The 21427-nt window shown below is 35.5% G+C and carries 27 protein-coding genes and 1 pseudogene; 24 read left to right on the forward strand and 4 right to left on the reverse strand.

The window, feature by feature from the left end; translation table 11 throughout:
• The 5 genes and pseudogenes from LCM23_RS19960 to LCM23_RS19980 all read left to right on the forward strand — a co-directional run.
• A pseudogene (locus LCM23_RS19960) lies at positions 1-584 on the forward strand (hypothetical protein); the annotation flags it as partial.
• Between the two features lie 19 nt (positions 585-603).
• Positions 604-861, forward strand: coding sequence for a hypothetical protein (locus LCM23_RS19965; RefSeq protein ID WP_224938511.1), 258 nt, complete (start codon positions 604-606; stop codon positions 859-861).
• A gap of 41 nt (positions 862-902) precedes the next feature.
• On the forward strand, positions 903-1175 hold the full coding sequence (locus tag LCM23_RS19970) for a hypothetical protein (RefSeq protein WP_224938512.1): 273 nt from the start codon (positions 903-905) through the stop codon (positions 1173-1175).
• The gene (locus tag LCM23_RS19975; RefSeq protein WP_224938513.1) at positions 1168-1449 is read left to right on the forward strand and encodes a phage holin; all 282 of its coding nucleotides are present in this window, start codon (positions 1168-1170) and stop codon (positions 1447-1449) included. Before LCM23_RS19970 ends, LCM23_RS19975 begins: the two co-directional genes overlap by 8 nt.
• Positions 1450-1466: 17 nt before the next feature.
• A complete protein-coding gene (locus LCM23_RS19980) occupies positions 1467-2450 on the forward strand; it encodes an N-acetylmuramoyl-L-alanine amidase (protein ID WP_224938514.1) in 984 nt (327 codons plus the stop codon).
• 37 nt (positions 2451-2487) lie between these two features.
• On the opposite strand, the gene LCM23_RS19985 is transcribed toward LCM23_RS19980, so the two are convergent.
• Together LCM23_RS19985 and LCM23_RS19990 are read right to left on the reverse strand one after the other, a co-directional pair.
• Entirely contained in the window at positions 2488-3219 is a 732-nt protein-coding gene (locus LCM23_RS19985) for a DUF4352 domain-containing protein (protein WP_224938515.1), read from the reverse strand.
• 47 nt (positions 3220-3266) lie between these two features.
• Complete coding sequence (locus tag LCM23_RS19990) at positions 3267-3485, reverse strand: helix-turn-helix transcriptional regulator (protein WP_224938516.1); 219 nt, start codon at positions 3483-3485, stop codon at positions 3267-3269.
• 154 nt (positions 3486-3639) lie between these two features.
• Between LCM23_RS19990 and LCM23_RS19995 the strand changes: the two genes are divergently transcribed.
• From LCM23_RS19995 to LCM23_RS20035, 9 genes are all read left to right on the forward strand, one after another.
• Complete coding sequence (locus LCM23_RS19995) at positions 3640-3822, forward strand: hypothetical protein (RefSeq protein ID WP_224938517.1); 183 nt, start codon at positions 3640-3642, stop codon at positions 3820-3822.
• A gap of 11 nt (positions 3823-3833) precedes the next feature.
• Positions 3834-4097: a hypothetical protein gene (locus tag LCM23_RS20000; protein ID WP_224938518.1), complete on the forward strand. Its 264-nt coding sequence runs from the start codon at positions 3834-3836 to the stop codon at positions 4095-4097.
• Positions 4098-4100: 3 nt separating this feature from the next.
• Entirely contained in the window at positions 4101-5228 is a 1128-nt protein-coding gene (locus LCM23_RS20005) for an FtsK/SpoIIIE domain-containing protein (protein ID WP_224938519.1), read from the forward strand.
• A gap of 127 nt (positions 5229-5355) precedes the next feature.
• On the forward strand, positions 5356-5988 hold the full coding sequence (locus LCM23_RS20010) for a hypothetical protein (RefSeq protein ID WP_224938520.1): 633 nt from the start codon (positions 5356-5358) through the stop codon (positions 5986-5988).
• 16 nt (positions 5989-6004) lie between these two features.
• Positions 6005-6160, forward strand: a complete 156-nt coding sequence (locus tag LCM23_RS20015) for a hypothetical protein (RefSeq protein ID WP_224938521.1) — start codon at positions 6005-6007, stop codon at positions 6158-6160.
• A gap of 312 nt (positions 6161-6472) precedes the next feature.
• Positions 6473-6994, forward strand: coding sequence for a YceD family protein (locus tag LCM23_RS20020; RefSeq protein ID WP_224938522.1), 522 nt, complete (start codon positions 6473-6475; stop codon positions 6992-6994).
• A 149-nt stretch (positions 6995-7143) separates the two neighbouring features.
• A complete protein-coding gene (gene rpmF, locus LCM23_RS20025; protein ID WP_095369631.1) occupies positions 7144-7317 on the forward strand; it encodes a 50S ribosomal protein L32 in 174 nt (57 codons plus the stop codon).
• A 223-nt stretch (positions 7318-7540) separates the two neighbouring features.
• On the forward strand, positions 7541-8302 hold the full coding sequence (locus LCM23_RS20030) for an enoyl-CoA hydratase/isomerase family protein (RefSeq protein ID WP_224938523.1): 762 nt from the start codon (positions 7541-7543) through the stop codon (positions 8300-8302).
• Positions 8303-8394: 92 nt separating this feature from the next.
• A complete protein-coding gene (locus tag LCM23_RS20035; protein WP_224938524.1) occupies positions 8395-8976 on the forward strand; it encodes an RsfA family transcriptional regulator in 582 nt (193 codons plus the stop codon).
• A 113-nt stretch (positions 8977-9089) separates the two neighbouring features.
• On the opposite strand, the gene LCM23_RS20040 is transcribed toward LCM23_RS20035, so the two are convergent.
• Entirely contained in the window at positions 9090-9575 is a 486-nt protein-coding gene (locus tag LCM23_RS20040) for an N-acetyltransferase (protein WP_095369628.1), read from the reverse strand.
• 264 nt (positions 9576-9839) lie between these two features.
• Between LCM23_RS20040 and LCM23_RS20045 the strand changes: the two genes are divergently transcribed.
• The 3 genes from LCM23_RS20045 to LCM23_RS20055 are packed head-to-tail and all read left to right on the forward strand — an operon-like array spanning position 9840 to position 12977.
• Positions 9840-11186: an acetyl-CoA carboxylase biotin carboxylase subunit gene (locus tag LCM23_RS20045; protein WP_224938525.1), complete on the forward strand. Its 1347-nt coding sequence runs from the start codon at positions 9840-9842 to the stop codon at positions 11184-11186.
• 23 nt (positions 11187-11209) lie between these two features.
• Positions 11210-11422, forward strand: coding sequence for a biotin/lipoyl-binding carrier protein (locus tag LCM23_RS20050; protein ID WP_095369626.1), 213 nt, complete (start codon positions 11210-11212; stop codon positions 11420-11422).
• 13 nt (positions 11423-11435) lie between these two features.
• A complete protein-coding gene (locus tag LCM23_RS20055; RefSeq protein WP_224938526.1) occupies positions 11436-12977 on the forward strand; it encodes an acyl-CoA carboxylase subunit beta in 1542 nt (513 codons plus the stop codon).
• An 88-nt stretch (positions 12978-13065) separates the two neighbouring features.
• Here LCM23_RS20055 and LCM23_RS20060 read toward each other — a convergent pair whose 3' ends face one another.
• Positions 13066-13512 carry a PH domain-containing protein gene (locus LCM23_RS20060; protein WP_224938527.1) on the reverse strand — a complete coding sequence of 149 codons (447 nt, stop codon included), beginning with the start codon at positions 13510-13512 and terminating at the stop codon, positions 13066-13068.
• Between the two features lie 305 nt (positions 13513-13817).
• Between LCM23_RS20060 and LCM23_RS20065 the strand changes: the two genes are divergently transcribed.
• The 7 genes from LCM23_RS20065 to LCM23_RS20095 all read left to right on the forward strand — a co-directional run bounded on the left by LCM23_RS20065 (position 13818) and on the right by LCM23_RS20095 (position 21364).
• Entirely contained in the window at positions 13818-14717 is a 900-nt protein-coding gene (locus tag LCM23_RS20065; protein ID WP_224938528.1) for a 2-dehydropantoate 2-reductase, read from the forward strand.
• Entirely contained in the window at positions 14714-15103 is a 390-nt protein-coding gene (locus tag LCM23_RS20070; RefSeq protein ID WP_224938529.1) for a DUF3397 domain-containing protein, read from the forward strand. The genes LCM23_RS20065 and LCM23_RS20070 overlap by 4 nt, the downstream gene beginning before the upstream one ends.
• A 165-nt stretch (positions 15104-15268) precedes the next feature.
• The gene (gene bshC, locus LCM23_RS20075; RefSeq protein WP_224938530.1) at positions 15269-16903 is read left to right on the forward strand and encodes a bacillithiol biosynthesis cysteine-adding enzyme BshC; all 1635 of its coding nucleotides are present in this window, start codon (positions 15269-15271) and stop codon (positions 16901-16903) included.
• Positions 16904-17297: 394 nt separating this feature from the next.
• Entirely contained in the window at positions 17298-17729 is a 432-nt protein-coding gene (gene mraZ / locus LCM23_RS20080; RefSeq protein WP_095373480.1) for a division/cell wall cluster transcriptional repressor MraZ, read from the forward strand.
• A 72-nt stretch (positions 17730-17801) separates the two neighbouring features.
• Positions 17802-18734, forward strand: a complete 933-nt coding sequence (gene rsmH, locus LCM23_RS20085; RefSeq protein WP_095369621.1) for a 16S rRNA (cytosine(1402)-N(4))-methyltransferase RsmH — start codon at positions 17802-17804, stop codon at positions 18732-18734.
• Positions 18735-18764: 30 nt separating this feature from the next.
• Positions 18765-19127 (forward strand): cell division protein FtsL, encoded by a 363-nt coding sequence (gene ftsL / locus LCM23_RS20090; RefSeq protein WP_095369620.1) that lies wholly within the window; start codon positions 18765-18767, stop codon positions 19125-19127.
• The gene (locus tag LCM23_RS20095) at positions 19127-21364 is read left to right on the forward strand and encodes a penicillin-binding protein (RefSeq protein ID WP_224938531.1); all 2238 of its coding nucleotides are present in this window, start codon (positions 19127-19129) and stop codon (positions 21362-21364) included. The genes ftsL and LCM23_RS20095 overlap by 1 nt, the downstream gene beginning before the upstream one ends.
• Positions 21365-21427 lie beyond the last annotated feature (63 nt).

A 21427-nucleotide genomic window follows, 5' to 3' on the forward strand; every position in this document is an offset into this window, starting at 1 on the left:
TTAATACAGATGGATTAGGGTTTAGTCGAGACGCTGGCAAGACATATCGAAGTGCAATTACCTATGAAGGGATAGTTGCTGACGCAATTACTTCAGGTAAATTAGATGCGAATAACGTTAATGTCACAGGAGCTGTTAATATTGTAAGACCAGATAATGCAGTAGCAGTTTTAAACGGCGTCATGCAGAGTGATTTTTTAATTGATCGTGCAACACCCTTCTATATGGATCCCGAAGTAACTGTTAGCAATAATTTCTTTATGACTCGTTCATTTACAAGTGTCATAGCCGATGCCTTGTATTTTAAACATTCTGGACGTTACCTTACACTTGTTGTATGGGCACGAACACTACAGGCTGGCTGTCGTGTAGATTTGGTTAATATGGATTCAGGAGAAACTGTAAAGGTGAATGCTACTTTAGGATTTCCTTATAACAACGTAGATGATTCCACTTTTCAAACTATAACAATTGATCTAGGGCGTCCAACATTTAGAAATATAGGTGTTTATCTTAAATTTAATAGTTATGCTTCAGGTGTCTCAACATATATGAGGTATACAATTAAAACAATAAGTGGGTGATAATATGTTAGAGGCATTTATGGACACAGATAATGAAGGAAATATTACTAAAACTTACTGTGGTATTAACATAGTAGCTAAAGAACCCTTTCCTTTCTTTTTTCGAATTGAGGATTATATGGAACATCAATTGTATAAATGTAAGGTAGTTATTACGGATGGTAAGCCAGAACTAGTGGTAAAAGATGGAGAAGTTATTGAAGTACCTGAATTAACGGAAGAAGAAAAACGCATCAAAGAACTTGAAGAAGAATTAGCGAGATTAAGAAATGGTTAAGCCGAGTAAGGCTTTTTTATTTTGCATAAGGGGGGAGAATTTTGACTTTTATCGGATTGACCATACAAGAATGGGCGGCAACTTTAGCTGTCGTAGGTACTCTCTTTGGGGGTATCTCTTATATTTTTAAGACAATTATTATCAAGCCATTAAGTGATGCAATTGCCAATTTGCAAAAATCTATAGATGAGTTCCGTGAGCAAATGAAAGAGAGTGATGATGATCGTAAAGCCATCCACATGAGAATTAACAGATTAGATAAAAGGGTGCATGGTCTAGAAATCCAGTTGAAAGGAGGTGAGAGACATGATTAATGATGTGGTAAAACAAATAGTGGGCTTCTTCTCAGCGATTATGCTGTTTTTAGGTACATTGAACATTGAATTTCAGTGGTTAACTGATGCGAGCATTAATGCCTTTGGTGTAGTCTTATCAGGTGGAATTCTTCTTGGTGTAAATTTGTACACGATTTATAAAAATCATTACGGCTTTACCAAAAAAGCTAAACAACAAAAGGCTTGGTTAGAAAAGGAAAATAAATTAAAGGCTGTCCAAAAGGGCAGTCTTTTTTATATCCAAAAATATTAAAAAGGAGTGTTATTTAAATGGCAGGATTATTAAATATACCAAAATTTGTGGACTTTAGAAACAAAGTGAAAAGGCATCCTGTTTTAAAGTTCCCTGTATTAAGTTTAAAAGGTAAAACGACATTAGCTATTCATCATAGTTTAACTAAACAAGGTCTTGCAGGTTCTAATGCTGAAAGCTATGCTCGTTATCATGTAGATACACACGGTTGGCCAAGCATTGGTTATAGTTATGTAATTGAGCCTGATGGGACAATTAAATTTTGTAATGACATCGAATTACGTACCTACCATGTTGGGGATCATAACAATTATGCCATCGGTATTTGTTTAACTGGTGATTTTAGATATGAGAAGCCTACTAATGAGCAAGAGGAAAGTTTACGTAACTTAGTTGAAGCGTTACAAAAGGCATACCCAACCATAAAATATGTAAAAGGGCATAATGAATTTAGCGGTTATTCATGGAAACAATGTCCTGTATTTGATTATAAAGCAGTGCTGAACAAAAAGGTTACGCCTTCAAAGCCGAGTGTTTCTAAGCCTGTTCCAAAACCAGTTGAAAAACCTTCAACGAAGGAATACACAGGCACAAGTATTATAGATTATCTAAAATCCATCAATGTGGATTCTTCCTTGGCTAATAGAAAAAAACTGGCTGCGAAGTACGGTATTGAAAATTATTCTGGCAAAGCGGCTCAAAACACAAAACTCTTGAATTTAATGAGAGGCAATACCAAACCAGCAACTAAGCCAAAACCGAAGCCGAAAAAAGAATATGTTACTCTACCAGCTTCAGCAAAGACATGGAGGACTTATAAGCTCAATGTAGCTCCAGTTACTAAAAACTCTGATTGGTCACTTACTCCTGCTGCATTTGGAGGGTTAACGTACGAGATCATTGATAAACCGCAGGCAAATGTCGTCACCATTAAAACATCTAGAGGTAAACGTAATATTTATGTCGGTTCTGATACTAGTGCTAAAATTTTTAAGAAGTAAAAAGTAAAAGCCCTTCCTATTGGAGGGGCTAATTTTATTACTCTTTGCCATCTTTCTTTTTTGCATCTTCCCAGTTTAAAACCTCAAATTTAATGCGTTTTTCTTCCCCTTCATCTTCCCAGTTCTCTGTTTTATAAGGAGGACTTATAATCATTGTTAACTCTTTAACGTCCTTCTCTAAGTCTTTTAACAACCACCATGTTTGACCTTCTTTAGTTACCTTCCCCAAGAAATCTCCACCAGCATCACCCATCAACATCAGATCAGATTCAACTTGCTCTCCTGTATCAGTTACTATGATTGCGCTATTGGGGTCGAAAGTTATGTCATCATCAGATGTGTTTTCAACTTTCATATCAACGATAACTGCTCTTGCTTTATCTTTATCATCAAACATAAATTTCATATCTTCGTTTGGTTCAACATCTAATATTGCTACGCTCTCGATAAATAATTTCATAGGTCCCATCTCGATAGGTTTTATTGGGGCATCAGTACCGTCGATTCCTACTTCATCACTAAAACCTACACCTACTGTCTTCATTATGCCGAATTCAGGATCAATAATTTCTCCAGTTTCTTCAAAGTGAGCTTCTTGCTCTTCTTCAGTTAGTTCTTTATCATTATCTTTTTCTTGATTTTCTATCCATTCAGATTGACTCATATCTTCTTCATTTTTTTCTTTATTTTCTGGTTCATTCGATGCTTCACTTTTACCACAAGCAGCTAAAAATAAAGAAATTACTAAAATAAATAATACTTTTTTCATTATTATCCCCCTAATTTTGTCTTTTTAGGTATTACATACGAATTATACTATAATTTGGATTCGGTTTTTTCCTCTTTTTCATTTTCATATAAATCATCGACTTTTACATTTAACATTTCAGCTAGTTTAAACGCCTTTTCTAATGGTGGAAACGAACGGCCGCTTATCCAATTAGAAAGTTGAGTCTGAGATATACCTAACTTTATAGCTACATATTTCTTCTTAAATCCTGCATTTTCAATCGCTTCGCCTACCTTACTTTTCATCAGCTCCTCACCTCAATATTATATTCTTGGCGTGTATTTAAATAACCTTCAAAATAATATTTTGAAAAAAATCAAAATAAAATTTAAAGTACAAGCAATTTTTTAGACGTTCGCCCATACACTGAACTAGACACTGAAGAAAGGATGATGACACATGGACCCGATAACATTTGGATTAGTAGCTATTGGAGTAGCTGGAGGTAGCTTGGTAGGGGTAACAATTATGGAGGGTTACGGCATTAAGGTTAATCAGACAGCAATTAACTTGGCTTTAGAAGTAACTAAATATGGAGGCATGCTATATCTGCTTCAACATTTAACGAATTTATTTTTATAGGAGGAATTTAAATGATTAATAACTTTATAAAGTCGTTTTTTGATGGATACAAAGAGGCGAGAATTAAAAATGGTTATTACAAAGATAGAGATTTCAGTGAGTTAGAAGGTCCCTATTTATTCAGTTCTGAACATCTAAATAACTTATATAACCAGGCGGATTGTGAAGAAGAATATGAGAGTATTTTAGATCACCTTTATAGACATGATGCGATTGATGTCGAATCCTATAGTTTACTTGAGAAAAAAATAATAGATAAGTATTGGGAGGGTTAATAAATGTTAGAATGGTTTGCTCCACCTTTACTAATTGCTGCTGCCGCGATGCTCCCAAAGAGAAAAATGTCAGACGGGAAAAAGATTGAGGAAATATTCAAGAATGCCAGAATTTGTGTGAAAGATGGAGAAACATATAGTTACCCGAAGTTATACAAAACAATTAAACAAGAGCATAAAACCACTTTTCTATATACACTACCACTCGGAATACCAAGCGAAATCTTTAATAAGATTAAACCTGTTTTTGAAGATGGATTAAATAAAGATATTGAAATTGAGTATGAAGGATTATTAAAAATAAACGTTTATAATCAAAAACTTCCCCAAAAATGGACGTTTGATAATAATATTCTTGCTCATAAATGGGAAGTGCCTATAGGGAAAAATCATGAAGGCACACTTTACCATGACTTTGATAAATATCCTCATATGCTTGTTGGAGGCGTTACTCGCTTTGGAAAGACAGTGTTTATTAAAGAGATTTTTTACTCATTAGCAATAACAAATCCAGATGATGTTGAGTTTTATATTTTAGATTTAAAAGGTGGTATGGAGTTCAGTAAATATGAAGGGTTACCCAATGTAAAATCCATTGCATGTGATTTGTTTGAATCAACTAAAACGTTAGCATACATTCTAGAGGATATAAAAAAGCGCCAAAAACATATGAAAAATAATGGTTTTACAAATATTGTTGATACTCCAATAAAAAAACGGACATTTGTAATTGTGGATGAAGGTGCTGAATTATCTCCAGACATTATTGCTGATAAAGACTTAAAGAAGTATGCTCGTTTTTGCCAAGGAGCCTTATCAGAAATCGCACGTATCGGAGGAGGATTGGGTTATCGACTTACATTTTGCACTCAGTATCCAACGCGGGAGGCGGTTCCTATGCAAGTGAAAATGAACATTGTAGCTAGATTATCTTTTATAGCTGCCTCACAAATAGCAAGCAGAGTAATTTTAGATGATAATGGTGCTGAAGAATTACCAAGCATACCTGGACGCGCAATATACAAAATAGAAAAAAATCGAGTTATTCAAGTACCATATATAAATGATGAGTTTATGTTAAAAAATTTAAGTGAAGTGATCACACAAAAACAAAAAAACATAAAACAATAGAGTATACGTAGTATAGTCCCAATTAAAAAGAACAATTAAAAATAACCCTTAACCTTAGTCACACATAAAAAAGAACAATACACTGAACAGTTCACCTAATGAACAGTTCAGAGAAAGGTGAAAAGAAATGAACATTGAACGTATAGAGCATATCCTATCAGTTATTGATAAGTTAGGTGTTGTGAGTATTAAACAGTTACATGAAATCTTAAAATTAGGATCATATCGTAATACGTGTAAAGTCATTCATGGATTAGGAGAATATTTACATGTGACTCGCTCCACTCAAAAAATTGTTTACCTAAATAAAGATGGTCGTGACCTTATTGGATCTGACAAAGAAATTAAAAAATCCATCTTATTTGATCATATGCTTTTATGTAACCACGCTTATATTTACTATGGATGTCCTTTCGACTGGAAAAGAGAATATCCAATTGAAACTACAAAGGAGCAAGGATATAACTTTGGCATACAAATTAAAGGATTAACTGTGGTTAATAAAGAAGTCATTATTCCTGATGCTGGCTTCACACGAAATGGATATGTAAATTTAGTTGAGATAGATAACATACGAAAAATGCAGGATAACCGAAAGAAAATAATGAAATATATTGAAATGTGGTCAGAAATACAAAATCATTTCAACTTAATGCCTAAACTTTGCTTCTTCACATGTAGTGATAAGCGCAAAAAAGAGATCACAAAACTATGTGCCAGCATACCGAGTGAAGTAAAAACCTTTAATGAGGTTAAATAGAAAATGAGGTGCTTTTATGAAAGCGATTATTAAACGTGGACCTTACACAGATATTAATATGAAGAAATGTTATGATATTCTCGCAGAGATAGCAAAGAAAGAACTAAGTTATGATAGCGAATTAAAGAGGTATCTTGAAAGGGATTTGGTAAGAAAAGAAGAAAAAACTTAATTGAAAGATATAATATGAAGGAACAAAATTAAAATTCAAGAAAGATAACAATAAGATTGCATATGGGTATAGAATGTGTAATAATGTCCTAGCTAAGAGTCCACTATTAAGAAAAAAAAGAGTGACCACCTAAGTGACCACTCAATGTTTGCGGGCAGTTCATTTTGTACACACTATGCACAAAGGGAGTTCAAGAAAACCCCTTTATATCAACAATATGCACAGTATGCACTTTTCAAGCCGTAAAGAAAAAATATTGACAAATAATTATATGAAAGCTATAATTACCTTTGTTGCCTTGGGGTGATTTATATGAAATGGACTTTAAGTCAGTTACAGAAATATCGAAGCAAGGACTTCTCTTTTGATGAAATCGTCAATGTGGATGAAGTAGTCAAAATGGATGCTGAAATCAGAGATGCATCGCCAATGAGGATTACTGGTCGAGCAGATATTGATTCTGAGAAAGTGATTATCCATTTTAAAATGGAAGGTCATTTGATTCTCCCTTGTTCTCGCACATTAGTTGACGTTAAATATCCAATTAATGTGGAAACAATTGAAACATTCCTCTTGAAAGCTAGTGATTATGAAACTGAAGAGGAAGTTCATCAAGTGCAAGGTGATGTAATAGACATGATGCCTATTATACATGAACTGCTTGTGCTTGAGGTCCCTATGCAAGTATTCTGCGATGATAGCGGTGAAGAGGGCGCTCCTCAATCAGGAAAAGATTGGGAGGTCATTTCCGAGCAAGAGAAAACGGAAAAGATTGATCCACGTCTTGCTGGACTTGCTCAGCTACTTAATCAAAAGGATTCTTCTGACTCATAACTGGAAGAAAACAGTGAAAACTGGTCTTAATAATTTTTTCTTCATAGTGTATGTTCAAAATATAGAGAGGCCTTTTCTACTCTATTTTATTAATAGAAGTTAATCCTCAAGTTTGAACGACTCTAAATCTCTATAAGGAGGTGGGAATAATGGCTGTACCTTTTAGAAGAACATCTAAAACTGCAAAAAGACAACGTCGTACCCATTTTAAATTACAGGTTCCTGGTATGGTAGAATGCCCAAATTGTGGTGAAATGAAACTTTCACACCGCGTTTGTAAAGCTTGTGGAACTTACAAAGGAAAAGAAGTTGTAAACAACTAATTTTTCATATGACAAAACGCTGGAGCAATAAAAGCTTCAGCGTTTTTTCTATTGTCAATTTAGCTGGCATAGTAGATAAGATATGTAGTGAAGTATTCTTGAGCACTTGTAATCACCTATTACGCATCATCCAAGGTATAAGCACAATGGACCTAAATGCTTTGCAAAACGGATTCCTAATTATCTTAGTTATATTATACTTTTTAAAGGAGATTTGATGATAATGAGCAGTTATCTAATACATAAAGAAGAAAATTTGCTTGTGTTCACGATTACTAGAGAACATAAGAGAAATGCCATTAATTATGAGGTAATGGATGGCCTACTTAAAGTAATTGAAATGACTAAACAAGAAGCAAACATAAAAGGCTTGGTCATCACTGGAGAAGGAGAGAGTGCTTTTTGCTCTGGTGGTGACTTATCTGCTTTTCAAAATTTGATCACTGCAGAAGATGCCTATAACATGCTATCTAAAATGTCAAAGATTTTATATAAGCTCACTACACTCAACAAGCCGACAATTGCCCTTATTAATGGAACGGCAGTAGGTGGTGGATGTGAACTAGCTACAGCATGTGATTTCCGCATCGCTAAAAAAGGAACGAAAATGGGCTTTATTCAAGGTACTTTAGCCATTACTACAGGTTGGGGCGGAGGTAGCCTATTGTTAGAGAAGTTGGAGAACGAAGTCGCTTTAAAGTTACTGATGGAAGCTAGGCCACTGCCGGCAGAAGACTTGTATAAAAAAGGTTTTATTCATGCTATTTATGATCAAGTGAGTATGGAAGTAGTGCAACAATTCTTTGCCAACATTAATAGAATTCATACAGATGTTTTATCTGCCTATAAAGAGATCCTTGTTCGTAAGTGGAAGGTCACACAATTAGAAAAAAGAATGGAAGAAGAAGTTCGCACTTGCTCGACCCTTTGGAGTATGGAAAGTCATCATCAAGCGGTCAATAAATTTTTAACAAAAAATAAGTAAATAAAGAAAACGAGTGAATATCCCATGTTTAAGTCTATCTTTTCTAGTATAAGCATAAGATGAAATAAAAACACTACTAGGAGGGGTTAGGGATGTCTTCTACTCGTCAAGATGCGTGGTCACAAGATGAAGATATTTTGCTAGCGGAAGTCGTTCTTCGCCAGATAAGAGGGGGAGGAACACAACTTCAAGCATTTGAAGAAGTGGGTAAAAAGCTATCGAGAACAGGCGCTGCATGTGGGTTTCGTTGGAACTCTTATGTAAGAAAGCAATATAAGAAAGCGATAGATGTAGCAAAGAAACAACGGAAAGAATTAAAGAACCGTAAAAAGGACCCAGAACTAACATCATTGGTTGTTGAAGAGGCGGCAAAAGATAAACAGGTTTCAAGCCACCAGCAATTAAGCTTTAATGAAATTGTAGAGAGCCTTAAATCTGTATATGAACAAGCGGAAAACGCCAATTCTGCTGAAAAAAACTCATTATCTCAGTATGAGGGCAAAATTATTTCTTTAGAAAAACAAACTTATTATTTAGCTGCTGAAAATGAAAGGTTATTAAAAGAAATACAAACATTGGAGCAGGATTATAAGGCGCTTGTAGAAATAATGGAGAAGGCAAGAAAAATGGTTGTACTAAAAACAGACGATCGCGAAAAAAATGTTCGTGTTTAGTTTCTATCTAACAATTACTAATGATACTATTTATACTTAAATTTCCTTATACAGTTTATTTCAAATTATAAACATAAAAGAGCACTCCATCCTAATGGAGTGCCTATTTATGTTTATTCGTCTTCTTTTAAAGATTCCTTTACCATACCTTCGGGAAACCATAGAACAGGATTTTCCCCTAAATCCCTATCCATATCATATTGGGCTGAAGTGAAGCCCATCTTTTCCCAGAATTCCTTTGACTTAATTCTCGTGTTTGTCTTAATAGGTAGGTTAAAGCTCTTGGCGAAGTTAACAAGTGCTGTTCCATAACCTTTTGATTGATAATCCTTCAATACTTCAAGCTTCCAAAGTTCTAAATAATCATGAGAAGGTTGGAAGTAACGGTCGAATTTAGCTTCTACTTTATAAAGGCTCATGCGGGCAACGAGTAGGTCCCCAAAGTAAATGCCATAAAAAGGCGATTGGCTTCCGTTTTCTATTATATTGCCTTCTAGATCCTCGAGCATTGATAATTCTTGAAGACCATATTCTTTAAACTTTTTAAAATCTTCTAAGGTTCTGTAATTTACTTTTAGTCTTTCAACTTTATAGCTCATGATTCATCCCCCTAAAACACCTATGTAATTTATTGAATGCGCTTACTCTATATCATTATATAACAATATTAAGAAAATTTCTTTAGTAAACTGTCATTCTTTTATCATTCAAGACATAAAAATGTATTGTTCAAAAATAAACGTAAGCGTTTTCAATAAAAAAGAAGGAAAAAGAGCGAACCTTGTAGAAATAGGGAATATTGCGATAAATTATATTTATTTGCATTTGGTTATTGTAACAACGAACGAAGGGAGAATAAATGATTGCAGAAAATTTTAATTGCCAATAGAGGAGAAATTGCCTTAAGAATTATTAAAACTTGTAAAGCACTGGGAATCGAAACGATAGCAATATACTCAGAGGCAGATGAAGGGTTGCCTTTTGTTATCGAGGCAGATCAAGCATTTCTCATTGGACCACCACCGGTCAATCAATCTTATTTAAATGTTGAGAAAATCATTCAAATAGCTTTAGCAGAGAAAGTTGATGCCATTCATCCAGGCTATGGTTTCTTATCTGAGAATGCAGAATTTGCTAGGAGAATTCATGCAGCGGGTATTATCTTTATCGGTCCAAACCCTGACACAATTGAAAAAATGGGAGATAAGATTATTTCCAGGCAAACGATGGAAAAAGCGGGTGTACCTATTGTGCCCGGTAGCAATAGTGGTGTTGTAACAGTCGAAGCTGCTCTTGCTTTAGCTGAAACATATGGTTACCCTATTATGCTTAAGGCAAGTGGGGGCGGTGGTGGAATCGGTATGGTGCGCTGTGAAACTGAGCAAGCGCTCAAAAATGCCTTCTCCTCGACAAAATCAAGAGCGAAAGCATACTTTGGCAGTGATGAAGTATTCGTAGAAAAGTGTATAGAGGGTAGTCGTCATATTGAGGTACAAATATTTGGTGATGATAAGGGACAAATTGTTAGCTTATTTGAAAGAGATTGTTCTATTCAAAGAAGGCATCAGAAAGTCATTGAGGAATCGCCTAGCCCTTCTCTATCAACGGAAACGAGGGATAAGATGCTTGAGACTGCTATTAAAGCAGGCGAGGCAGTAGGTTATAAAAATGCTGGTACCGTTGAATTTATCGTCGATGCGGATGAGAATTTCTACTTTCTTGAAATGAATACTCGTCTCCAAGTCGAGCATCCTGTCACAGAACAAATCACCGGGATAGACCTCGTGGAATGGCAAATTGAGATTGCTAAAGGGAATGAACTTCCCCTTAAGCAAAGTGAAATTAAATCAGTTGGACATGCGATGGAGTTCCGCCTGTATGCGGAAGATCCCGTTACATTTATGCCTTCACCTGGTACGATTAGTGAACTAAAATGGGGAAACCTTGATAGTGTCCGTATTGATTATGGCTATGTTGAAGGTTCTAAAGTAACTCCATTTTACGATCCAATGATAGCAAAATGTATTATAAACGGGGAGAACCGAGAGGAAACATTACAAAAGGCAGCACAATTTTTTAATGATCTAGAAATTTCCGGTATTAAAACGAATGCTCCGTTGTTTGTAGAAATTTTAGATGATCAAGATTTTAGTAAAGGTAAATATACAACTGATTTTTTGAAAAATAAATCTTTAATAAAAAAACAGTAATACAACCCAAGGAGGAAAAGAAAATGAAAGAAATCGTAGCAAATATGGCAGGTACAGTTCTTAATGTGTTAGTTGCAAATGGTGATGAAATTACTGCAGGGCAAGAAGTGCTTGTCTTAGAAAGTATGAAAATGGAAATTCCTGTTGAGAGCAATGAAGGCGGTAAGGTAGCTGAATTAAAAGTTAATATCGGTGATTTTGTAAATGAAGGCGATTCTTTATTAGTTTTAGAATAAGGAGAGATAAATCATGACAACGATACAAACATTAACAGACGATTTAAAAGAGAGACGAAAGAAAATTGAAGCGGGTGGTGCACCTAAATACCACGAAAAGCTGGAAGGCCAAAATAAATTATTTGCACGAAAGCGTTTGGAACTATTATTGGATGATGGTTTTTACGAAGAAGATGGTAAGTTTGCTAACTGTAGTGAGGAAGGATTGCCAGCTGATGGAGTCATCACAGCAGTAGGAAAGATTAATGGGCGCACAGTTTGTGTGATGGCGAATGATTCTACTATTAAAGCAGGATCATGGGGAGCTAGAACAGTTGAAAAGATTATTCGAATTCAAGAAACAGCTGAAAAACTTAAAGCTCCTTTGCTTTATTTAGTAGATTCAGCCGGTGCAAGAATAACTGATCAATTAGATATGTTTCCAAACCGTAGAGGTGCTGGGAGAATTTTTCATAATCAAGTAAAACTTTCAGGTGTTGTACCACAAGTTTGTTTACTATTTGGACCATCGGCAGCAGGCGGCGCGTATATTCCCGCTTTTTGTGATATTGTCATTATGGTAGACGGGAATGCTTCTATGTATTTAGGATCACCAAGAATGGCGGAAAAAGTGATTGGGGAAAAGGTTTCCCTAGAAGAAATGGGCGGTGCAAGAATGCATTGTTCTGTTAGTGGTTGTGGTGATTACTTAGCATACAGTGAAGAAGAAGCGATTACAGTTGCACAAAACTATTTATCTTATTTTCCGGGGAATTTTCAAGAGTTACCTCCAACTAAAGAATCTGTGGCGCCTAAAGCTGGTAAGTCTTTAGAAGAGATCATTCCTGTGAATCAAAATGCCCCATTTGATATGTATGAATGTATTGAACAACTCGTTGATGAGAATAGTTTTTTTGAAATGAAGAAATTATTCGCAGCTGAACTTATTACTGGAATAGCGAGAATAGATGGAAAGCCAGTCGGAATTATAGCGAATCAGCCAAAGGTTAAGGGTGGCGTTCTTTTCGTTGACTCGGCTGACAAAGCAGCAAAGTTTATCTCACTATGCGATGCTTATCATATTCCATTGTTATTTCTAGCGGATGTTCCAGGGTTTATGATTGGCACAAAAGTAGAAAGAGCAGGTATTATTAGACATGGTGCGAAGTTAATTGCGGCAATGAGTTCCGCGACAGTACCGAAGATTTCAGTTATTGTCAGGAAAGCTTACGGTGCGGGATTGTATGCGATGGCGGGACCTGCTTTTGAACCGGATTGCTGTATTGCCTTACCAACTGCTCAAATAGCCGTTATGGGACCTGAGGCTGCAGTTAATGCTGTTTATTCTAATAAGATTAATGAAATTGAAGATATGAAAGAGCGCATTGCGTATGTACAAGAAAAACAAAAAGAATATAAGGAAACAATTGATATTTATAAATTGGCATCGGAACTCATTATAGATGATATTATCGCTCCTGACGAGCTTAGAAGTGCCCTTATTAACCGCTTTGAGTTATACGCAACAAAAGATATACCAATCGTTTCGAGAAAACACCCAGTAAATCCAGTTTAAAGACCCTACCCTGACCTTTCTTAGGAGAGTAATCAGGGTTTTTTCTTTTATAGATATTGATTGATTGAATATCTGGAAAATGTACAACCTACCCATTGACCTTATCGGTGCTAATATTTAAGTTTTGCTTTCTCAGTTGATTGATAAACTCAGTTTTGTTTTTAGGTGAAATGGCAATTGTTTTGAACTTCCCATAATTAATTTCAAGTTTATCAATAGACAAAGCAGGAGCTGTAAACGGGTTTTTCGTTTCCGTAACGCTGTGTATTTCAGCTATCTTGATTGTCCACCTAAAAGGGCCATATTGAATAGTAAGAACATCGCTTTTAATTGTATACCCTGTCTTAAGCCAAATCCACAGCAGACATAATCCAATGAGCGATAAAGTAAAGATTTTTATCCATGGTTTATCTAGAAACGATGGGCTTATCCAAACACCGAAGTTTGGAAAGAAGATGGGTGGAATAATAAAAATCAATGCACATAACCAATAGGTTATTGACAACCATAAATCTTTCTTTGATGGAAAATACATATCATCATTTCCTTTCGTTATTATGCATACGCTTTTCTTGTTTAATCGGTTTCGTAAATGTTAAAAAATTTACAAGTATTTACTTATTAGCTCCTATCATTATTTATTTTTAAAAGTGATACGAATGTACTCTGTTTAGATCTATATGGTTTATTTGGGTGTAGAATTTCTTAGTAATAATTATGTTATAGCTAGTCAAACAAAAAAGAAAAATAGATGAAACTTTCAAGAAAAAAAGAATCGTCTCACCTTTCAATAGCTAAATTTGCTAAAATGAGACTAAATACATTGTAAGTGAAGTGATAATGATGAAAATCGGGATTATTGGCGGGGGTTCTATCGGACTATTATATGCTTTCTATTTAAATAAACAACATGAGGTTACTCTTTATGTGCGTTCAGATGAGCAAAAGGACATTATCTCCTTAGAAGGTATCTTTTTAAATACGAAAGAAAATCGGAGGAATGAACGTATTCATGTTGAATATATACATAATTGGAAAGGGCAAGACGAGATTACCTTTGTTGCTGTAAAAGAATATCACCTTGACTCACTCCTTGCCACTCTTAGCATACATACAAAAACGTTATTTATCTTTCTGCAAAATGGTATGGGTCATTTAGAAAAGCTCGAACGGTTAAAAAATCAACAAGTCTATATTGGTACAGTTGAACATGGTGCACTAAAGGTAAATAAAAATGAAGTAAACCATACGGGGTTAGGAGTAACAAAGCTTGCTCCTTTAACTGAAAATGCTGAACCCATCCAACTTTTAAATGTAATGGCTAATAGCGAAGATTTTCCATTCATGCTTTATCAGAACTATGAGGAAATCATGCTGAAAAAATTAGTTGCAAATGCTGTGATTAACCCTTTGACAGCCATTTTAAAGATAAGAAATGGTTTACTAATTGAAGATCCATCTTATTTTAAAGTATTTAAAATCTTATTTACAGAAGTAACAGCTGCGCTTTCAATTAAAGAGAGTCAAGAGATCGAAGCATATGTTGTATCAATTTGTAGGAAGACTGCTCATAATCAATCATCAATGTTCAAAGATATTGTTGAAGGCAGGAAAACAGAAGTTGATGCAATTGTTGGTTACTGTCTTACTCAAGCAAAGAAAAATCAAGAGAGTGTACCATTATTAACATCTTGTTATTTTATGATCAAGGGGATGGAGAAAAAGGGGGAGAAGGATTGAGTGTATTTTTATCCTCGATGATTGCGACATTTATTACTATACCATTTCTAGGGTATTTACTCGTTTTTATCATTTGTAAACAAGTGACGAAAAAGCATAAGAAATCTGTACATCTAGCTCTTGATATTAGCACATTGCTGCTCATTCTCTCTGTCCATTTTATGATTGCTTCAATTTGGAATCGCTCATACATTTGGTTGATTTTTCTTTTCCTTATTAGTACTGCTATACTTTATCTATTGTATTATTGGCGGGTTAAGCAAGAAATAGATTACGGTAAATTGTTCAAAGGATATTGGCGCATTAATTTTTTGTTTTTTCTCACTGCTTACTGTGTTTTAATAGCAATTGGTATTTTTAACAGAATTAGTCATTTGATGTTTTAAAAAAGACTCTTTAGTTGGCTAAGGAAATATATTATCATTATGAATGATGAAATCAAAAGAAGTTAAAATCTAGCCCATCATAAGCAAAGTTTTTTTCTTTTCTTTTCTGACAATGCTATACTCATAAAGATACTTGGAAAATGTGTTTAGAAAGGAAGTTCATAGATGGAGATTTTGCATCTCACAATACCGGCCACTAATCGGTTTGCAACAGAGTATACTGCTCAAGATGAGAAAATTCAGCCATACTTCCACTACCGTTATAATCATATTAGTGATTTAAAGAGACGTATAGAAGAACTTGGTCAGAGAAATTTTTCACGAGATAAGCTAGTAAGTCATATAAGTGATTTCATGAATGGCTTTCCAACATCTGAGAAGGTACAAGAATCTCTTAAAAAGCTAAATGATGATAAAAGTGTAGTTGTTATTGGAGGGCAGCAGGCAGGTATAATGACTGGACCTCTTTATTCCATACATAAAGTCATTTCTATCATTGCCTTTGCTAAGGAAAAAGAGCGGGAATTAAATATTCCTGTTGTACCTGTTTTTTGGATTGCTGGTGAGGATCATGATTATCAAGAGGTAAACCATATTTATCGTTATGAAAACAACCAAATGAAAAAGCTGGTTTATCCAGAATCACCGAATGATAAAAAGATGGTATCAAATATCGCTATTGATTCAGATGTTTGTATCAAGTGGGTTGACGACATCATTGAGTCATTTGGTGAAACCGCATTTACAAAAGATATTATGTCATTCATTCATAAGGCTATAGAACAATCGAAAACATATGTAGACATATTTGCTCATTTAATTATGGGGATGTTTAAAGAACATGGTCTTTTATTGGTTGATTCAGGTAATGCGCAATTAAGACAATTGGAAAAGGGCATATTAGCTGAGCAAATCAAAGCTTCGACAAAAATGACAACAGCTGTGCTTGAAAATCAACAGAGATTACAAGCTGATGGTTATGCAAAAATGCTAGAAATTAGTAAAAATGCTGCTAATCTCTTCTATTATGATGAAGTTTTTAAAGAGAGAATCCTACTTGATTACAATCATCAAACCCAATGTTTTGTGAATACAGATGCTAAAATAAGCTTCACATTAGAAGAAATGTTAACGATGGCTGAAACAACACCCGAGAAACTGAGTAATAATGTTGTTACAAGACCTTTAACACAGGAATTACTTTTCCCCACATTAGCGTTTATTGCTGGACCAGGGGAAATCGCGTACTGGGCTGAACTGCAAAAAGTATTTGAGCAGTTCTCTTTAAAAATGCCGCCACTTGTTCCGCGCTTGAATTTTACGATTTTAGAGAGAGCAATTGAATCGGAAATGACAGAGCTTGGATTACAATTAGAAGACGTGTTAATGAATGGTACTGAAGAACGAAAGAATCAATTTCTTCAATCAGTCCAAAGTAAAGAACGAGATGAAATCTTAAGCGAATTACAAGCGAAAATTGAAGAATCTTACAAACAGTTGTTAGCTTATACTTCAGAGAAAGAAAAGGGTATGTACCCACTCGTAGAAAAAAATCAAGCACTTGTACAAAAGCAAATTGCATTTATACAAACTAAATTTAAACAATCGACTGAGCAAAAATATACAAATATACTCTCGAAATTTGATCGTATCCAATCTTCCGTAAAACCAGACGGTATCCCACAAGAAAGGGTTTGGAATGGACTTTATTTTATCAATAAGTATGGTTTATCATTCTTCTCCCGGATTCTCGATCATGAACTACCTTTTGATGGTACGCATAAAGTGATGAAGGTATAAAGCAAAAGACTTAAATACTTCTCAATATTAGAGGAGGATTTAAGTCTTTTTTTGTGCACAAAGTAAAATAATAGGCACATAAAAGGTGGGAGAGGTTTAGGCTAGCCAAACGACAAGGGAAGATTTTGTAGTTGTCCGTAAGAATATGTCTTTGTCGATTTTTAAAATGTGTGACTAACGAATCTTCTTCTTTTGACAATTCTCTTTCAGCTTAATTCAAAATGAAATGGATAAGGTAAAAAAAGCAAATATTTTTGTAAAAAGATAGCGAAAGAAAAATATTTGAAAAATAAAAAAACAGCAGGAATTTATTGGACGTGAGCGAATCATTTAAAATAGTGGAGGAAAGTGGGGGAATGTGGTACATTTGTGTTAGAAAGTGGGTGAAGCGGGTATGTTTATGGGAGAATACCATCATAATGTTGATACAAAGGGCCGCTTAATCGTACCTGCTAAATTTCGTGAGAACTTAGGAGAGACATTTGTATTAACACGAGGTTTGGATCAATGTTTATTTGGTTATCCCTTAACAGAATGGAAAGAGCTTGAAGAGAAACTTAAAGCTTTACCCATGACAAAAAAGGACGCCCGCGCTTTTACCCGATTTTTCTTCTCGGGTGCAACAGAATGTGAAATTGACAAACAAGGACGAGTAAATATCGCTTCCCCACTAATGCAATATGCAAAATTAGATAAAGAATGTGTCGTATTAGGTGTTTCCAACCGAATTGAGATTTGGAGTAGAAGCCTTTGGGAAGAATATTTTGCAGAGTCAGAAGAATCTTTTGCTGAAATTGCAGAAAATATGATTGGCTTTGATATTTAAACAAGGCCTAACCCGAATGAATACATAAGGGGACTTTTACACACAATTATAGGTTGGGAAGGATGAGCAACAATGTTTAATCATACAACAGTACTTTTAAAAGAGACCGTAGATGGACTAAATGTGAAAGAAAATGGGATATACGTGGATTGTACTTTAGGTGGAGCTGGGCATAGTGAATATTTATTATCACAGCTCTCAAGTGAAGGAAGATTATTCTCTTTTGACCAAGATGAAACGGCAATTGAGAATGCGAAGGAGAAACTTGCTAAGTACAGTGGGCAAGTGACACTGGTAAAAAGTAATTTTAGTCATTTAAAGGAAGAATTGAATGCAAGAGGGATTTCTGAAGTGGATGGTATTTTGTATGACCTAGGTGTTTCATCTCCTCAATTGGATACACCGGAAAGAGGTTTTAGTTATCATCATGACGCTCCGCTCGATATGAGAATGGATAAGCAAGCGGAGGTTTCAGCCTATGATGTTGTCAACCATTGGTCATATAACGAACTTGTGAAAATCTTTTTTAAATATGGTGAAGAAAAATTTTCTAAACAAATTGCAAGAAAAATTGAGTTAGCAAGAGAAAAAGCGCCGATAAAAACAACAGGTGAATTAGTAGATTTGATCAAGGAAGGCATACCTGCCCCAGCTAGAAGAAAAGGGGGTCATCCAGCTAAGCGGATTTTCCAAGCGATACGCATTGCTGTTAATGATGAATTAGGGGTATTCGAGCAGTCATTAGAGCAAGCGATGGGCTTGCTAAAAAGTGGTGGGAGAGTGAGTGTTATTACATTCCACTCGTTAGAGGATCGTATTTGTAAAGCGGCTTTTAAAGAGGCCAGCTCAACACCAGATCTACCACCGGGACTGCCGGTTATTCCTGATGAATATCAACCTAAGATGAAATTAGTGAACAGAAAACCTATTATTCCATCTGAAGAGGAGTTATCCCATAATAATCGATCTCGTTCAGCTAAACTCAGGATTATAGAAAAAATATAAAATAAAAGATACACACTCAGGAGGGGAAATATGGAGAATGTAGCTCGTAAACTACAGCAAGAACAACATGTATCTAATCAGCCGGCTCAAGCGCCAAAAAAGAAAATAAAAGATCGTAAATCATTGCTCTCGCCTGGAGAAAAAATAATGGGTATCGTATTTGCGGGTGCAGTTTTCTTTGGCGCCACAACAATTATTTCAAATCAAGCAGGTTTATATGAAGTAAATGCGGAAATTCAAGACACGCAAAAAGCAATCACTGAACAACAGAGTGTGAATAGTGATTTAAAAATGCAAATCGAGGAATTAAGTCGTCCAGACCGTGTAAAACAAGCAGCTGAAAAATCTGGCTTTGAAATGAATGAATCTCCTAAGGTTGTTGGTGGTGAGTAATGTATAAGAAGCAAAGAAATATGAATGTTGGAGCAGCGATATTGTTTATGATATTCAGTCTGCTCTTTTTTGTCTTGCTTTTCCGGTTTATCTCTATTCAAGTGTCTGGTGAAGCGGGTGGTAAAGTCATTGCTGCACAAGCTGAACAGTTGTACCAAGGTTCAACAACCATTGAATCTAAACGTGGGACAATTTACGATCGTAATGGCAATGTCATTGCTGAGGATAGTACAGCTTACACTTTAGTTGCCGTCTTATCAGAAAAAATGACCAAGAATAAAGATAATCCGAAACATGTGGTTGAACCAGATGAGACGGCAAAGCAATTAGCTGAAGTCATTGATATGGAAGAGTCTGAAATCTACGAAAGATTAACAATCAATGAGAGGCGAGGCAAGGATGAACAGTTATTCCAAGTGGAATTCGGCCGTGCAGGTCAAAAATTAACAGTTAGTCAAAAGAAGAAAATAGAAGAGTTAGAGTTGCCAGGTATTGTTTTTCAACCGCAAACCATCCGTTTTTACCCTAATGGAACTTTTGCCTCGCATCTTATCGGGTATGTTGATTCCGTAGAAGGTGAAGATGGAAAACTCGAAGACAAAGGAATTATGGGCTTAGAGAAGAGCTTGAATGATTTAATGTTAGGGGAAGATGGCAAGTTTTCTTATGAAAAAGATATTTGGGGATACTTATTACCAAATGGTGAAGAAGTCGTAGAAAAAGCAGAAGACGGAAATGATGTATATTTAACAATCGATAATAAAATTCAAATCTTTTTAGAAGAAGCAATGAGCAAAGTAAGTGAAAAGTATGACCCAGAAAAGATGGTCGCCGTTGTCGCTGACCCGAAAACGGGCGAAATTCTTGCGATGAGCCAACGACCTACATTTAATCCAGAAACACGGGAAGGTATTGATCAAACATGGCGTAATCTCGCTATTGAGGATTCGTTTGAACCAGGTTCAACAATGAAAGCTTTTACGTTAGCAGCGGCAATTGAGGAAGGGGTGTTTACACCTAATGCAACCTTCGAATCTGGTACGTATAAAGTTACGGAAAAATCTCCACCAGTAAGAGACCATAATAATGGACAAGGATGGGGTTCAATTACGTATTTAGAAGGCATTCAACGTTCCTCTAATGTAGCAATAGCGAAAATGGTAAAAGATCAACTAGGCTATGAAACATATCGAGAATACTTGACGAAATTTGGTTTTGAAGAACCAACCGGTATTGATTTACCTAATGAAGCTGGAGGGAAAATTGTTTACGAATGGCCATTTGAAAAAGTAACAACGGCTTATGGTCAAGGAACCGCTATTACACCCATTCAACAAATACAAGCGGCGACTGCTATTGCTAGTGATGGATCTATGAAGCAGCCTCATGTAATAAGTGAAATAATTAACCCAAACAATGATAAAGTGGTAAAAGAAGCAAAAGAAGAGATTAAGGGTCAACCGATTTCTGAGAATACAGCCAAGGAAGTGAGAAAGGTATTAGAAACGGTTGTCTCTTCTGAGAATGGGACAGGCCATAATCATTATCAAATTGATGGCTACAAAGTAGCTGGTAAAACAGGAACCGCACAAATACCTAAAGAGGGTGGTGGCTATATTACAGGGCGAGAAAATTATGTGTTCTCCTTCTTAGGAATGGCACCTGCTGAAGACCCTGAATTACTAGTATATGTGGCTGTTCAGCAACCAGAGCTTGAAAATACAGAAACAGGCAGCGATCCTGTTTCAGAAATTTTTAAACCGGTTATGAAGAATAGCTTAAGTTATTTAAGTATTGAACCTACTGACTACGATAAACTTCAAGTGAGTAAAGGATTGAATTTTGAAGGAAAATCTGTTGAACAAGCGAAAAAGTCATTGGAGAAAAATGGAATGCAGCCAATTGTTATCGGTGATGGTAAAAAGGTTGTAGAACAATCACCAGGTGCTACAGAAAGTGTGTTAGAAGGTGAAAAGGTTATTCTTAAAACGGATGGGAAGCTTACTGTCCCAGACTTAACTGGTTGGTCGATGAGAGATGTGATGAAGTTTGTTAAGCTATCTAATCTTAAGCTTAACAGTGTGGGCAACGGTTTTGCTGTCAAGCAAAATCTAGCTCCAGGAAGCGCTATAAAAGAAGATGAATATTTAATCGTTGATTTTCAACAAAGTGGAAAAAAATCCTCTTCTAATGAGGGAGAAGAACTGAAGGATGATAAAAGTGCGAGCGAACAGTAGAAGTTAAAGACGAGCTTCTGTTCTAAAAATAATGTACAAGCATAAAATGGAACGAGCCAGATA

The sequence above is a fragment of the Cytobacillus kochii genome (genome assembly GCF_020171845.1).
Taxonomy (GTDB): Bacteria; Bacillota; Bacilli; order Bacillales; family Cytobacillaceae; genus Cytobacillus; species Cytobacillus kochii.

Bases quoted from the DNA above. Each gene is read 5' to 3' on its own strand.
- LCM23_RS19990 (WP_224938516.1), bottom strand. From the start codon at position 3,485: ATGAAAAGTAAGGTAGGCGAAGCGATTGAAAATGCAGGATTTAAGAAG.
- LCM23_RS20010 (WP_224938520.1), top strand. From the start codon at position 5,356: ATGAACATTGAACGTATAGAGCATATCCTATCAGTTATTGATAAGTTA.
- LCM23_RS19975 (WP_224938513.1), top strand. From the start codon at position 1,168: ATGATTAATGATGTGGTAAAACAAATAGTGGGCTTCTTCTCAGCGATT.
- mraZ (WP_095373480.1), top strand. From the start codon at position 17,298: ATGTTTATGGGAGAATACCATCATAATGTTGATACAAAGGGCCGCTTA.
- LCM23_RS20050 (WP_095369626.1), top strand. From the start codon at position 11,210: ATGAAAGAAATCGTAGCAAATATGGCAGGTACAGTTCTTAATGTGTTA.
- LCM23_RS19985 (WP_224938515.1), bottom strand. From the start codon at position 3,219: ATGAAAAAAGTATTATTTATTTTAGTAATTTCTTTATTTTTAGCTGCT.
- LCM23_RS20055 (WP_224938526.1), top strand. From the start codon at position 11,436: ATGACAACGATACAAACATTAACAGACGATTTAAAAGAGAGACGAAAG.
- bshC (WP_224938530.1), top strand. From the start codon at position 15,269: ATGGAGATTTTGCATCTCACAATACCGGCCACTAATCGGTTTGCAACA.
- LCM23_RS20060 (WP_224938527.1), bottom strand. From the start codon at position 13,512: ATGTATTTTCCATCAAAGAAAGATTTATGGTTGTCAATAACCTATTGG.
- LCM23_RS20020 (WP_224938522.1), top strand. From the start codon at position 6,473: ATGAAATGGACTTTAAGTCAGTTACAGAAATATCGAAGCAAGGACTTC.
- LCM23_RS19980 (WP_224938514.1), top strand. From the start codon at position 1,467: ATGGCAGGATTATTAAATATACCAAAATTTGTGGACTTTAGAAACAAA.
- ftsL (WP_095369620.1), top strand. From the start codon at position 18,765: ATGGAGAATGTAGCTCGTAAACTACAGCAAGAACAACATGTATCTAAT.
- LCM23_RS20095 (WP_224938531.1), top strand. From the start codon at position 19,127: ATGTATAAGAAGCAAAGAAATATGAATGTTGGAGCAGCGATATTGTTT.
- LCM23_RS20040 (WP_095369628.1), bottom strand. From the start codon at position 9,575: ATGAGCTATAAAGTTGAAAGACTAAAAGTAAATTACAGAACCTTAGAA.
- LCM23_RS20030 (WP_224938523.1), top strand. From the start codon at position 7,541: ATGAGCAGTTATCTAATACATAAAGAAGAAAATTTGCTTGTGTTCACG.
- rpmF (WP_095369631.1), top strand. From the start codon at position 7,144: ATGGCTGTACCTTTTAGAAGAACATCTAAAACTGCAAAAAGACAACGT.
- LCM23_RS20015 (WP_224938521.1), top strand. From the start codon at position 6,005: ATGAAAGCGATTATTAAACGTGGACCTTACACAGATATTAATATGAAG.
- LCM23_RS19965 (WP_224938511.1), top strand. From the start codon at position 604: ATGGACACAGATAATGAAGGAAATATTACTAAAACTTACTGTGGTATT.
- LCM23_RS20005 (WP_224938519.1), top strand. From the start codon at position 4,101: ATGTTAGAATGGTTTGCTCCACCTTTACTAATTGCTGCTGCCGCGATG.
- rsmH (WP_095369621.1), top strand. From the start codon at position 17,802: ATGTTTAATCATACAACAGTACTTTTAAAAGAGACCGTAGATGGACTA.
- LCM23_RS20065 (WP_224938528.1), top strand. From the start codon at position 13,818: ATGATGAAAATCGGGATTATTGGCGGGGGTTCTATCGGACTATTATAT.
- LCM23_RS20035 (WP_224938524.1), top strand. From the start codon at position 8,395: ATGTCTTCTACTCGTCAAGATGCGTGGTCACAAGATGAAGATATTTTG.
- LCM23_RS19995 (WP_224938517.1), top strand. From the start codon at position 3,640: ATGGACCCGATAACATTTGGATTAGTAGCTATTGGAGTAGCTGGAGGT.
- LCM23_RS20000 (WP_224938518.1), top strand. From the start codon at position 3,834: ATGATTAATAACTTTATAAAGTCGTTTTTTGATGGATACAAAGAGGCG.